Annotated in this window: 7 protein-coding genes and 2 pseudogenes; 4 read left to right on the top strand and 5 right to left on the bottom strand. The window is 69.3% G+C overall.

Translation table 11 applies throughout. The features are described from left to right. Window positions 1-95 precede the first annotated feature (95 nt). Window positions 96-1487, top strand: coding sequence for a glutamate decarboxylase (locus ACIQK6_RS37910; RefSeq protein WP_329107218.1), 1392 nt, complete (start codon window positions 96-98; stop codon window positions 1485-1487). Between the two features lie 324 nt (window positions 1488-1811). Here ACIQK6_RS37910 and ACIQK6_RS37905 read toward each other — a convergent pair whose 3' ends face one another. The 3 genes and pseudogenes from ACIQK6_RS37905 to ACIQK6_RS37895 form a co-directional block, all read right to left on the bottom strand. Next, entirely contained in the window at window positions 1812-2237 is a 426-nt protein-coding gene (locus ACIQK6_RS37905) for a hypothetical protein (protein ID WP_329107220.1), read from the bottom strand. Window positions 2238-4582: 2345 nt separating this feature from the next. Then, window positions 4583-5230, bottom strand: a pseudogene (locus ACIQK6_RS37900) (transposase); the annotation flags it as partial. A gap of 35 nt (window positions 5231-5265) precedes the next feature. Beyond that, window positions 5266-5919 carry a DUF4389 domain-containing protein gene (locus tag ACIQK6_RS37895; protein WP_402696989.1) on the bottom strand — a complete coding sequence of 218 codons (654 nt, stop codon included), beginning with the start codon at window positions 5917-5919 and terminating at the stop codon, window positions 5266-5268. A 254-nt stretch (window positions 5920-6173) separates the two neighbouring features. On the opposite strand from ACIQK6_RS37895, the gene ACIQK6_RS37890 reads away from it, so the two are divergent. Continuing rightward, window positions 6174-6851 (top strand): SRPBCC family protein, encoded by a 678-nt coding sequence (locus ACIQK6_RS37890; protein WP_329107224.1) that lies wholly within the window; start codon window positions 6174-6176, stop codon window positions 6849-6851. A 411-nt stretch (window positions 6852-7262) separates the two neighbouring features. Here ACIQK6_RS37890 and ACIQK6_RS37885 read toward each other — a convergent pair. Next, window positions 7263-7460: pseudogene (locus ACIQK6_RS37885) on the bottom strand (hypothetical protein); the annotation flags it as partial. 507 nt (window positions 7461-7967) lie between these two features. Between ACIQK6_RS37885 and ACIQK6_RS37880 the strand changes: the two are divergent. Next, complete coding sequence (locus ACIQK6_RS37880) at window positions 7968-8570, top strand: hypothetical protein (protein ID WP_329107226.1); 603 nt, start codon at window positions 7968-7970, stop codon at window positions 8568-8570. A gap of 18 nt (window positions 8571-8588) precedes the next feature. On the opposite strand, the gene ACIQK6_RS37875 is transcribed toward ACIQK6_RS37880, so the two are convergent. Further along, window positions 8589-9644 carry an NAD(P) transhydrogenase subunit alpha gene (locus tag ACIQK6_RS37875; protein ID WP_329107229.1) on the bottom strand — a complete coding sequence of 352 codons (1056 nt, stop codon included), beginning with the start codon at window positions 9642-9644 and terminating at the stop codon, window positions 8589-8591. A gap of 136 nt (window positions 9645-9780) precedes the next feature. Between ACIQK6_RS37875 and ACIQK6_RS37870 the strand changes: the two genes are divergently transcribed. Continuing rightward, window positions 9781-13398 (top strand): hydantoinase B/oxoprolinase family protein, encoded by a 3618-nt coding sequence (locus ACIQK6_RS37870; protein WP_402696986.1) that lies wholly within the window; start codon window positions 9781-9783, stop codon window positions 13396-13398. Window positions 13399-13470 lie beyond the last annotated feature (72 nt).

The raw sequence follows: 13470 nt of genomic DNA, 5'->3' as shown, positions 1-13470 counted from the left end.
GGTCGTGCCCGAGATGGCGTACGTTCTCATGCCGACCCCTGGGCCGTGTCCGTAGTGTCTGATGCGGATCTGATGACCGACACGTGAGGTGACCGGTGGCCCTGCACAAAGCCCAGAAGCAGGCGGCCGACCCGGCCGCGGACATCTTCGCCTCTCCCCTCAGCGAGCGGCCCCTGCCAAAGCGGTCGATGCCGGAGTTCTCCGCGCCGCCGACCGTGGTCTTCCAGCTGCTGCGCAACGAGCTGCTCCTGGACGGCAACGCCGCGCAGAACCTGGCCACCTTCTGCACCACCTGGACGGACGACGAGGTCCGCCGCCTGATGGACATGTGCCTGGACAAGAACATCGTCGACAAGGACGAGTACCCGCAGACCGCGGAGATCGAGTCGCGCTGCGTCAGCATCCTGGCCGACCTGTGGCACGCGCCGGCCGGCGCGGGCGGTGAGGCCAATGCGGTGGGCTGCTCGACCACCGGATCCAGCGAGGCCGCCATGCTCTGCGGCCTCGCCCTGAAGTGGCGCTGGCGCGACCGGCGGCGAGCCGCCGGCCTGTCCACCGACCGCCCCAACCTGGTGTGCGGGCCGGTGCAGGTGTGCTGGGAGAAGTTCGCCCGGTACTTCGACGTGGAGCTGCGGCAGGTCCCGGTGGAGGCGGGAGCGACCGGCCTGCAGCCGCACCAGCTGAGCGAGTACGTCGACGAGAACACCATCGGCGTCGTCGCGATCCTCGGCGTCACCTACACGTGCACCTACGAGCCGGTCGCGGAGTTCGCGGCCGAGCTCGACCGCCTGCAAGGGGAGAAGGGCCTCGACGTCCCGCTGCACGTCGACGCGGCTTCCGGCGGATTCATCGCGCCCTTCCTCCACCCCGATCTGGCCTGGGACTTCCGGCTGTCCCGAGTCGCCTCCATCAATGCCTCCGGCCACAAGTACGGTATGGCGCCGCTCGGCGTGGGCTGGGCCCTGTGGCGCGACAAGTCCGCCCTGCCGGAGGACCTGGTCTTCCACGTCGACTACCTGGGCGGCGACATGCCGACCCTGGCGCTGAACTTCTCCCGCCCCGGCGGGCAGGTCGTCAGCCAGTACTTCACGTTCCTGCGCCTCGGCCGCGAGGGATACCGGCAGGTCTACCAGGCCTGCGCCGACACCGCGCAGCACCTGGCCCGGCAGGTCGCCGAGATGGGCCCCTTCACGCTGCTCTACGACGGCGCGGGCGCGCTGCCGGCCGTCTCGTACACGCTGACCGACCCGGCTTCGACCAGCTGGAGCCTCTACGACCTGTCCGACCTGCTGCGGATGCGCGGCTGGCAGGTGCCCTCCTACCCGCTGCCGCCGGACCGCCAGGAGACGGTCATCCAGCGCGTCCTGGTCCGGCACGGCGTCGACCGCGACGAAATCGAACTCCTCGCCGACGATATGCGCAGAGCGATCAAGCGCCTCGACGAAGGCCACCCGCACGACGCGGACCGCGCCGCCTTCCACCACTGAGGCGCGTCAGCAATTCGACGAGATCATCCGGAAGGACGAGGACAGCTCGGTCGCGGCTCTGGATATCGCCGATCTCACCGGTGACGGCAATTTCGACCTCGCCGTCTTCGAAGGCGTTCACTCCGGGTTGCTGGGGCAGGACGACCACAAGGAAGCCGCCGCCGTGGAGCTGGGCAACTCCGCCGGTCTGCTGATCTACGAGAACGTGTGAGCCGCGGCGTTCGCCGCTGTCTCGCTTGGCGCTGCCGAGGCCGCGCCCTGATCGGCCGGGCGCGGCCCCGACACCACTCGCCACGCCGATCGGCCCAGCTGCTGGCGGCCGATTCAGGCTGCGGCGTCCCTGCCCGGGCCGACGCACAGGGCCGCAATGATGACGGCGTCCACGACGATCACCGTGATGGCCCAGAACGGATACCAGGGCAGCCATGCGAAGTTGGCGAGCATCGACAGACCCGCCACGGTAATGCCGACGACGCGGGCCCACCTAGTCCCTTTGAACAGGGCGAAGCCCGCCAGCGTCACGAGGATGCCGAGGATGAGGTGCAGCCAGCCCCAGCCGGTGAGGCTCCACTGAAAAGTGAAATTCCGGGTCGCGACGAACACGTCGTCCTTGGCGATGGCGGCTATTCCTTCGAATATCGTCATGATGCCGCCGAAGATCATCATGATCGCGGCGAAAACAACCCATCCGGATATGGCGACTTCATCGCCGGCGACGGTTTGCTGCCTTCCTACGCTCTGTGTGGCCATTGAGAACCCTCCTGCCCTCCGGGTCCCGCCGCGATGGATTCAGCTGGCGGGATACGCACTTCCAGCCTTTCATAGGCGCCGCCGGTCGGCAGTTCGAAGGGGAAGGCCTTCGGGTCATGCTCCGTCGAGGTGCAGTGGAAGCGCAGTGGTGGAACAATCTGGATCGCAGTATTTCTGAATTTGAGCCGCCGACTCCAGAAGTCGGGCAGCGATTTCGGATGAGAAGGAAATCGCGATGCCAGGTCTTCTCGGTGGAGTGGCCCGCACGGCGACTGCCGTGTCAAATCGCGTGTCGCGCCGCCAGCGGGGTCGCTGGGACGCCCAGCTGGCTCAGGAACCCGAACCGCAGGCCGTCCCCGACGCGCAGCCGGCCGGCGGTATGGACAACAAACTCGACCCGCTCAAGCAGCTCGGGGAACCCAAGGCGCGGGAGTACTTACCGACGCCGAGTTCGAGGAGCGGAAGCGCAGGCTCCTCGCCTGACTGATCCCTGTGTGGCGCGTTCAGAGCCCGTTCGCCCGATGGCGGCAGCATGGGCCTGGCCGGTGAACGGGAGCAGACTGGCCCCAGCCGATGGCAGCCTGTACGTGGAGGACGGGCTGCTGCGCTTCGCCTGCAACGAGTACGTGAGGCTGCACGAGGCCGACGCCAGGCCGCTGTCCGCGGGACGGCGGACCGTCACCCAGCCCCCTCCGCCGCGGTGGAGGGGGCTGTGCTGGGAGTTCCGACTCCTGGGCGACGGCACGGAGGGGCCCGCCGGGACTCGCCGGGCCGCCCGACCGGGGAAGCGGTCCTGCCTCGTGCTCGCGACCTGCCCGCGTCGCGACGCCGGACCAGCGGCCTTGGCCAGGCCGGTGACGGGTCGGTGCCTTCAGCACAGTGCAACCAGAAGCCATGCGCGTCCGGTTGAGCAATCCGGCGCACGCGCACCATCGGATAAGCCGCGCCTCGGGCCGAACGGAATGACATGGGGCTGGCGTATGGGGGCCGCTGCCACGACTGCAACCACGGGCCATCACCTGGCAGGCGGGGAGGGGTGACGGAGGCACTCCGATCCGGTTCCGGAGGAAGGTCGCTCTGCCCCACGGAAAACCAATACAGGCGCTGATCAAGTCCTGTGAGCGTGGAGAACGATCCTGCCTCGAGAGGTCTCTCGCCCCGAATGAGGTCGGCATACCCGATCTTTACCGCACCCAACTCGATGAGCGATCCGTGGTTACGGAACCACAGTTGGTAGAGGGTCATGTACTCATCGTCCGCTGCATAGCTGTCAGGCCCTGGATCGCCACGTGGCGCCAGCAAGCAGGCGCGAGGACCGTCGTCCGTGGGACCGTCTCGATCGAGCACGATGAAGCGCAGTTTGTCCTCCTGGGCAACGTAAACGTGGAGCGGGTCACCGGCCCAGGCCGTGGTCTGTTGTCTCGCCTGAACCAAGCAGTCACCGGGACTCGCGGCACAACGCGGGCGGTCAGAACTTGGGACCGTCTCATCGCCAGCGACTCATGGTAGGCCGCACAACACTGCTGCCTCTTGCGATTCAAAAACTCTTGCACCTTCGCAGTTGGCGATGTGCGCGCTGCTGTACCTCCATGAGATGGAGCTGGCGGGCACCCTCAGCCTGCGACTACACGCGACCACCATGGCCTGGCGGGCAGTGACCGGCGGCTTTCCCTTGTCAGCACGCCAAGGCGGCGCCTCGGACCAGTCCTGCAGACGACCAGCAGGTTCTTCGTGTGCTGGTGGTACGCGCCTCGCATGGCCGCTGACCAGCGGAAACGGCCAAGATTCGGCCAAGCTGCAGGCGGCCGGTCCGTGTATGGCCCGGATCTTGGTCGGCACGGAGTGGGTCCCTGACCGATGGCCCGTGGCGGCGGCGAGCCGGCACACAAACGAGGGGCGGGCCGACAGGTCTCCACGGAGCATGCCTCGATCCAACGCCGAGGCTGATGCCCTTGGTGGCCTTCGCGTGCGAAAGATCAGACCACCGTGACCACGCCACTGCCACGTGTTTCCACAGCGTGGCCGCCGCTGCGAAGCACCCGAAGGGTCTCAAGTGGATGTGATGGCACAGCGAAGGGCGAGGTCACCATCAGGACGCCGCGGACCTGGCCCGCGCAGCAGCGGCGGCCGCACATAGCCGCGCCCTGCACGAGCTCGCCCAACTGGGATTCTTCAACGGCGATATCCACAACGCCGAGCGTCTCAACCGCGCCGCTGCGGTCCGCGGCGTCGACGTGGCCGGCACCGTGGTCGCCGTCGGGGCCGAGGTCACCAGCCTGCGGCCGGGGGGTGTCTCTATGCCCTTCGTCAAGGACGTGGTGCCTGGTATGCGGGTGTTGGGGTGGTCAGGCTGCGAGGGTGATGTCGGGGGTTCTGGATTCGTAGAAGGTGCCGTCGCGGAGCATGGCGAACAGGACGCTGATGCGTTGGCGGGCGAGTCTCAGGAGGGCCTGGGTGTGGGTTCTGCCGCGGGCGCGTTGCCGGTCGTAGTAGGTGCGGGAGGCGGGGTCGGCGTTCATGCAGGCGAAGGCGGAGAGGAACATCGCGCGTTTGAGCTGCCGGTTTCCGCCCCTGGGTGCGTGTTCGCCGTGGATCGAGGTCCCCGAGGATCTCGTGGTGGGGGCGAGTCCGGCGTAGGAGGCGAGGTGGGCGGCGCTGGGGAAGCCGGTGCCGTCGCCGACGGCAACCAGGAGGACGGCGGCGGTCCTGACTCCGACTCCGGGCATCGAGGTCAGGACCGGGTGAAGAGGGTGGGCCTCCAGCAGGGTGCTGAGCTGGGCTTCCAGTGCCCGGCGCTGGTCATGCACCGCGACGAGGGAGGCGGCGAGGGACGGGATCACGATGTCGAGGGTGCAGGTTCCCGGGACCACGACGGTCTGTTCGTCGAGGGCGTCGAAGACGTCGGCCGGCCCCGGTGGCGAGGGCGGCGACCAGGCGATCAGGCGGTGTGGCGAGCAGGCGGGCGGCATCGCGGTGGCCGGTCGGCCCGCCCTGACGAACATGCGAAGTCAATTGCACACGACGGTGATCACCGCAGGACATCACTCGGGTCGCTTCCGCCCATGTCGAGACGGAAGGGCGGGTACTCGTCGGTCATCAGCGCCGCGTAGGCGGCGACGCGGAACACCCAGCGGTTGAGGCCGATGACCAGGTCGAACAGGTCGCGGGGATAGGTCGCGGTGAACGCCAGGGCGACCGCGGAGATCAGCACCAGCAGGCCAATGAGTCCCGTCTGGCTCCAGCCCTCGTGCCACCCGCCGGTGAAGACGCCGACCAGCAGGTAGTGCGGGATGGCCAGGAGCCACCACTTCACGAGCACGAGCCTGCGGGACAGCCGCTCCGGGTAGGCGACGTCGAGCCGCGCCGGGTAGTCCGGCTCCTGACCCAGGCTGAACGGCGGGTACCGGTCGGTGCCCAGCGCGCCGTAGGCGTAGTACGAGACACGCCAGCTCCAACGCAGAACACCGAGGTTGAAGTCGAATAGGACGCGCGGATAACGCTCGTTGATGAAGATCGCGAAGAACGCGACCACGCTCACCAGGACGAAGGCGATCCACAGGAAAAGCAGCACCACGACGTGTGGGATCACCAGAATCCACTTCACCAGCCACAACCAGCGCGACAGCGGCGCTTCCAGGACCGCCGTCAGCCGTACCGGACGGTAGGCGGTGGGGGTGGCCATGAGCTGTGCTCCTCCGCTCATTGAGGCCGCGGACCGCTGGGGACCCCGGCTGGCCCCACTCGGCACCCGAAGGCCCGCACACCTTCACCTTCAGCGTGCGCCGGGACCGGAATCAGCGCGAGTGCAGTGTGGTCTTCCGCCGGCCGGCGCCCGTCCTCTTCGTAGTCGCCGACGGTGCTCTGGGCTCTTGGATGGTCAGTCATGGGGGCCGGGTCCCGGTGGTGAGGTATGAGCGGTGGTGCGACGCTGAGGCCATGAGTGGACACCGACCGGCCACCCGTCTGCTTCCTTTCACGGTGGCCTGCGCCGTACCGGCCCTCTACGCGCTGTGGATCCGCCCCCGGATGCTGACGTGGGGCGCGACCGGGGACGAGATCACCAGTGTCTACCCTGGCGACGATCTCGTGCCTGACGCGGACGGTTCGTCGACCATGGCCGCGACCCTCCCGGCACCACCCGAGAAGGTTTGGGCCTGGCTGGCGCAGATGGGAGGCGACCGCGGCGGCTGGTACAGCTGGGACAGGCTGGATCACTGCGGCCAGCCGAGCGCGGACCGGATCGTGCCGGAGTGGCAGGATCTGGAACTGGGGCAGCACCTGATCACGGCCCCCGACGGCCGGTCCTGGTTCACCGTGGCCGTCCTGGAGCCCAACCGGACACTCGTACTGCGCGCAGATCTGACGCTGCCCTCCGGCCGCTCCTACGACAAACGGACCGGCCCCCCGCCCTGGGCGCACATGAACGGCGCCTGGGGCTTCCATCTGCGGCCCGCCCCAGGCGGCGGAACCCGGCTGGTCGTCCGTACCCGCGGCATGAGCCGTCCGCGCCCGTTCACCCGGCCGTTCGACCTGCTGCTGGGCGAACCCGCCCACTTCGTCATGCAGACCCGCCAGTTCCACAACCTGCGCACCCGGGTGGCCACAGAGGCGTGACATTGCGTGGCCGACGCGCGGAACGACCGGGCGAGTGCCTGGGGCCAGCGGGGGTTCGCCGCGCCCTCGTGATGGGCATCGAGACCGGGTGGGGTGTCCCTTGGGGGAGTCAGCCGCCGGTCATGGTGAGCAGGAGTCCGGAGGCGATCAGTCCGGTCTCCACGACGATGACGATGTCTTCGGCGCCGCGCAGCAGACCGCGGGCGAGGAAGAACGGGGCGACCATCGGGCCGACCGTGCCGTCACCCGTCACCCGTCGCGTGGCCGCACTCCGTACGAGCCCGCCACCCCGCCTCCGGCCCGTCGCCACCGCCGTTCTCGCCCTCGGCCTCCTCGCCGCCGACGCCACGACCGACTGCTCGGATTGCTCGGCCACCGGCTCTGATCCCGCGGCGGGGGCAGAGCCGTGCTCTAGGGTTGTCTCGTAAACGATCTTCGGGTCGCTCGGACATGCTTGCCCACCGTGTACCCCGCCGGTCGGTCTATCCGGCGAGTGAGGTTGTGCAGGCGCGCGATGCCGAGCATGGCGTGGTGGACGCCGTCGCCTTTGAGGCGACAGTCGCGGAGGATCTTCCAGGTCTTCATGCGGGCGATAGCCAGGACGACTCGGACGCCGTCCGCGTCGAGCCGACGGCGCCTGACGGGTAAAAGCCCAGGTCAGGCGCCGTTTTTCGTGCTCCTGGAAGAAGCCGAGCTTCTTCGGCAAGTACGAGACGAGCAGATTCTTCGAGTGCCGGTGGTACACGCGCCACGCCCCTCCTGCCCAGGCGAGGTGAGCGGTGTCCGGGACGGCACGCTGGGCGGGCGAGGAGGCGGGCTCGATGTGGGCGCTGTGGACGGCGGTGCGTTCGGTGGCCGCGAGCGCTCCGGCGATGCGGGAGGGCTGATTGCCGATCCGGAGGGAGGGGTCGGGCTCGTGGACACGCTGCCTTCCCGCCCGGCGGCCGGCGCCAGACTGCTTCGGTACGCGGCGTGCCGCTCCTCACGGTCATGGGTCCTCTGCCATGCTTCTGCGGTTGCGAAGGCCGCCGTGGTGCCTCCTGCTGCCGTAGAGAGGAAGCGGGGGCGGGCGTTCGGCTGGGGAAGCAGGAGCTCGACGTGGGTGAAAGAGGCCGGGTGGAGACGGACCGCACCGTCCGGGGCGTGGCGCACGTGCTTCGGCTGGCTCACGACGCGTTGCGCTTGGCCACGGCCGTTCTCGTGGCGAGCGGGCCTGGCGCGGAGCGGGAGATGACTGCGCTCGGGAGAGCCTTGACCGAACTGGGCAGCGGTGCGGACGACCTCGCCGCGACCAATGAGGTCGCGGATCTGCGGTCCGTCCTCACCGGCTTGTATGTCGGTCAGGATGTGGGCCGTATCGACCTGCTGACCCGGCAGTTGGGTGATATTGCCTGGGAGCGGCGGTCGGTGCGGCCGCTCCCGGAGGAGTTGCGGCTCCCCGTTCGAGAGATCGGCGAGGTCTGTCTCACGTTGATCGGTCGGACGAGCGACGTCGTCGCACTCTCCGCGCCCCATACGGTCGTCGGCAGGGAACTGGCGGACGTCAGCCGTCGCCAGCAGGCTCTGGGCCGCCTGCTGCTGGAGAGGGAGCAGGCGATCGCAGTGACCGACGCCGTCGACGCGGCGGTGATCGGCCGCTGCTACGAGGAGTGCGCGTATCGGGCCGTCGCCGTGGCCCGCCACGCGGCCCTGCTCAGGGAGACCACGTCTGGGCGGTGACGAGCACGCGAGAGGGTGTCAGGGCAGGCCTGCCAGGGCGGTTTGGTCGAGGATCAGTTGCCACACGGCTCTGTGGAGGACGAGGCCGCCGTGGGTGACGACCATGCCGGCCAGGACCGGGTCGGCAGGGTCGATCTGCAGTTCGCCGTCTCGCACGATGCGCTGGAGCACCGCGGCGACGTTCCGTGCGTATGCCGTGGAGGCTGCTCGGGGGAAGTGCGCGGGGAGTCGGCCCGCGCCGATGACGGTGACTCCGAGTCCCGTGGTCGACGTGCTCTCGCGTCGCGCGCCCTCGACATTTCCTCCGTCCGGCCCAGCGACCGTATCGACGACCACGGAACCGGGACGCATGCCGACCATGGCTCGGGCGGTCACCAGGACCGGCGGTCTTCCCCCGGGGCGGGGCGGGACGGCGGCAACGACGATGTCGACGTCCCTGAGCAGGAACGGTGGCACCTGTCCGCCCGCTGCGTCGTCGACGACGCGCACCTGGGCCCCGAGTCGGCGGAGGGTTTCGGCCGCCTGCCGTGCCGCGGCACCGGAGCCGATGACGCAGGCCCGCGCCACCCCCGGGGAGCCAGGACCGGGCGTACCCGCCAGGGGACGCCCGAAGCGGTCGGCCGCGAGGAGCGCCGCTTCGCAGCCGGCGAGCCGGTCCTGGGAGGCGGCAGCATCCCTCGGGTCTGCCGCCACCAGCGCGGTCGGCGCGAGATCCAGACCGATCGTGGTGAGCCCCTCATCAGCCCACCGCCGGACCTGGAAGGGGATGCTCAGCGGGTCCAGGAGCGCGATCAGTACCTGCCCCCGCCGGAACCGGCAGCCTGCCGGGAGGACGGGCGGCCGTACGCCCACGAGGATGTCGCACCGGGCAAAGAGTTCCTCGCGCGTGGTGACGTCGGCACCTGCCTCCCGGTAGAGGCGGTCAGGCATCCCCGCCGATGCGCCGGCGTCGGACTCCAACAGCACATCGATCCCCAGCGTCCGTGCCGCGCCGACGAGATCGGGCACTAGGGCGACCCTCTTCTCGCCCGGCGCTGCCTCCCGGCAGATGCCCACCGTCAGAGGAATCACCACTGACTCACCTCCGCCCGAAGGCCTTCCACTCCCAGTATGAATCTCATGCACCGCGAGTCGCACCGTCAGCGGATGGGCGCACAGGGTCATGCTGGGATGCCTGCGGCTCGGCTCAGGCACGAAGGGACAGCGCGCGATGTCTTCCGGCACCGGTCACGGCTGGCAGTTCTGGATCGACCGGGGTGGCACCTTCACCGACATCGTCGCCCTGACCCCGGACGGTCGCCTCCTGTCCCACAAACTCCTGTCCGAAAACCCGGCCCGCTATCGCGACGCGGCCCTTGCGGGCATCCGCATGCTGCTGGGGCTGAAGCAGGGCGGAGAGATGCCCCGTGCCGCGATCGACGCCGTGCGGATGGGTACCACTGTGGCCACCAACGCCCTGCTGGAACGCACCGGCGAGCGCACCGCCCTGATCATCACGCGTGGCTTCCGCGACGCTCTGCGCATCGGCTACCAGAACCGCCCCCGCCTCTTCGACCGGCAGATCCTCCTCCCTGAAGCCCTCCACGAGAGGGTCATCGAGGTCACCGAACGCATCACCGCTGACGGTACGGTGCTGAGCCCGCCCGATCTGGACGGCCTCGCCGTCGAGCTGAGACGCGCGTACGACGACGGCATCCGCGCCGTCGCGGTGGTGTGCCTGCACAGCGCGCTGCATCCGGGGCACGAGCGGGCGATCGGCGAACTGGCCGAGCGCATCGGGTTTCCCCAGATCTCGCTGTCCAGCGAAGTGAGCCCCCTGGTGAAACTGGTGCCCCGGGGAGACACCGCGGTCGTCGACGCCTACCTTTCCCCCGTCCTGCGCCGCTACGTCCGGCAGGTCGCGGACCGGACGGGAGGCGTGCGGCTGATGTTCATGCAGTCCAACGGCGGTCTGGCCGAGGCGGGGCACTTCCGGGGCAAGGACGCCATCCTGTCCGGTCCGGCCGGCGGCATCGTCGGGATGGCACGCCTGTCGCAGTTGGCCGGATTCGACAAGGTCATCGGCTTCGACATGGGCGGTACCTCCACCGACGTGTCCCACTTCGCGGGAACCTATGAGCGGGTGTCGACCGCCCAGGTGGCGGGAGTCCGTCTCCAGGCGCCCATGCTCGACATCCACACCGTCGCGGCTGGAGGCGGGTCCATCCTGCACTTCGACGGCAGCCGCTACCGCGTCGGCCCCGACTCCGCCGGGGCGGACCCCGGACCTGCGTGCTACCGCGCGCAGGGTCCACTGACGGTGACCGACGCCAATGTGATGCTCGGCCGCATCCAGCCGGCCCAGTTCCCCAGCGTTTTCGGACCGGACGGACATCAGCCCATCGACCGCCACGTCGTACGGCGGGGGTTCGCCGAACTCGCCGGGCAGATCCGCTCGCGCACCGGCGACCGGCGATCGCCCGAGCAGGTGGCCGAAGGCTTTCTACAGGTGGCGGTGGCGAACATGGCGGCCGCCGTCAAGCGGATCTCCGTGCAGCGGGGGCACGACGTCACGCGGTACGCACTGACCTCCTTCGGCGGGGCCGGCGGCCAGCACGCGTGCGCCGTCGCCGATGCCCTGGGGATCCGCACCGTCCTCGTACCCCCCATGGCCGGGGTGCTCTCCGCGTTGGGCATCGGTCTCGCCGACACCGTCACCGTGCGCGAGCGGTCGGTCGAACTGCCCCTGGAAGAGGCGAGCATGCAGCGCATCCACGTCGTCGCCGACGAACTGGAGACCGCGGCACGCGCCGTGGTGCAAGCGGAGGACGTCCCTGCCGAACGCATCCTGGTCACGCAGACCGCACGGCTGCGGTACGACGGCACCGACACGGCGGTCACGGTGGCACTGGCCGACGCTCCGGCGATGATCGAGGCATTCGAGGTGAGCCACCGGGCGATGTACTCGTTCCTCATGGACCGCCCCGTCATCGTCGAAGCCCTCTCGGCCGAAGCAACGGGTCTCACTCCGCAACCCGACCTGAGCCACCTCGCCGAGAGCGGCCCGGCCGACGACGCTCCCCCGGAGACAGTCCCCCTCTACACGGACGGCGCGTGGCGCGAGGTGTCCCTGCGGCAGCGGGAACTCCTGCGCCCGGGCGCCGTCGTGACCGGCCCCGCCGTGATCACCGAAACCAACGCGACCACGGTCGTGGACTCCGGCTGGCGGGCCACCGTGAACGGCACCGGGCATCTGGTCGTCGAACGCGTCACCGTGCCGGCCGGGGCCGACGTGGAGACCGCGGCCGACCCCGTCATGCTGGAGATCTTCAACAGCCTCTTCGTGTCGATCGCCGAGCAAATGGGAGCACGGCTGGCTTCGACGGCGCAGTCCGTGAACATCAAGGAACGGCTGGACTTCTCCTGCGCGCTGTTCGACCCCGACGGCAACCTGGTCGCCAACGCACCCCACATCCCGGTGCACCTGGGCTCCATGGGCACCGCCGTCAGGGAGGTCGTCCGTCGCCGGTCCGGGACGATGCGGCCCGGCGAGGCCTACGCGGTCAACGATCCGTACCACGGTGGCACCCACCTGCCCGACATCACCGTGGTGACCCCGGTCTTCGACGAGCGGGGCGAAGTGCCCGGTGCGGAGATCCTGTTCTTCGTCGCCTCACGGGGCCACCACGCCGAGATCGGCGGCCTGACGCCGGGGTCCATGCCAGCCGACAGCCGGGAGATCGACGAGGAGGGCGTCCTCTTCGACAACTGGCTGCTCGTCGAAGGCGGCAGGCTGCGGGAGGCCGAGACCCTCGCGCTCCTGGCCCGGGCGAGGTACCCGTCGCGCGCCCCGGCGACCAACCTCGCGGACCTGCGGGCCCAGATCGCCGCCAATCGCAAGGGCGTCGAGGAAGTCGGCAAGATGATCGACCACTTCGGGCTGGACGTGGTGCGGGCGTACATGCGTCACGTCCAGGACAACGCGGAGGAGGCCGTCCGCAGAGCGGTCGTGACCCTCACCGACGGCGAATGCCACTACGAGATGGACTCCGGGGCGGTCATCTCCGTACGGGTGACCGTGGACCGGCAGGAACGGTCGGCGACGATCGACTTCACCGGTACATCGCCCCAGTTGAGCACCAACTTCAATGCGCCCACATCCGTGGTGAACGCGGCCGTGCTGTACGTCTTCCGCACCCTGCTCGCCGAGGACATCCCGCTCAACGACGGCTGCCTCAGGCCCTTGCGGATGATCGTCCCGCCCGGGTCCATGCTCGCGCCGGTCTATCCCGCTGCCGTAGTGGCCGGGAACGTCGAGACGTCCCAGGCGATCACCGGGGCCCTCTACGCCGCCTTGGGCTCGCAGGCCGAGGGGAGCGGCACCATGAACAACGTGACCTTCGGCAACGATCGGCACCAGTACTACGAAACCGTGGCCTCGGGCTCCGGCGCCGGGCCGGGGTTCGACGGCGCGTCAGCCGTGCAGACCCACATGACCAACTCCCGCCTCACCGATCCCGAAATCCTTGAACTGCGCCTCCCCGTCCTCGTGCAGGAATTCTCCGTTCGTACCGGCAGTGGCGGCGCGGGACGCCAGCGGGGCGGCGACGGCACCGTACGCAAGATCCGCTTCCGCGAACCCATGACGGTCAGCATCCTGTCCGGTCACCGCCGGATCCCGCCGTACGGCATGGCCGGCGGTGACCCCGGCGCGCTGGGCACCAACCATGTGGAGGGGGCCGATGGCACCACCACGCCCATGGCCGGGTGCGACTCCGTCGCCGTGCAGCCCGGCGACCTGCTGGTCATCGAGACACCGGGCGGAGGCGGCTACGGCAAACCCTCCTGAACCACCTGGTTCTCCTGCCGTAGGCGGGGTCCTCATCGGCACAGAACCTCATGCCGGTGAGGCGCCTCACCG

This window comes from Streptomyces sp. NPDC091682 (assembly GCF_044756625.1).
GTDB lineage: Bacteria > Actinomycetota > Actinomycetes > Streptomycetales > Streptomycetaceae > Streptomyces.
This window is presented reverse-complemented; position numbering and strand designations above follow the sequence as displayed.

Coding starts and splice junctions, on each gene's coding strand:
- ACIQK6_RS37895 (WP_402696989.1), bottom strand. CDS start 5,919: ATGGCCACCCCCACCGCCTACCGTCCGGTACGGCTGACGGCGGTCCTG.
- ACIQK6_RS37905 (WP_329107220.1), bottom strand. CDS start 2,237: ATGGCCACACAGAGCGTAGGAAGGCAGCAAACCGTCGCCGGCGATGAA.
- ACIQK6_RS37890 (WP_329107224.1), top strand. CDS start 6,174: ATGAGTGGACACCGACCGGCCACCCGTCTGCTTCCTTTCACGGTGGCC.
- ACIQK6_RS37870 (WP_402696986.1), top strand. CDS start 9,781: ATGTCTTCCGGCACCGGTCACGGCTGGCAGTTCTGGATCGACCGGGGT.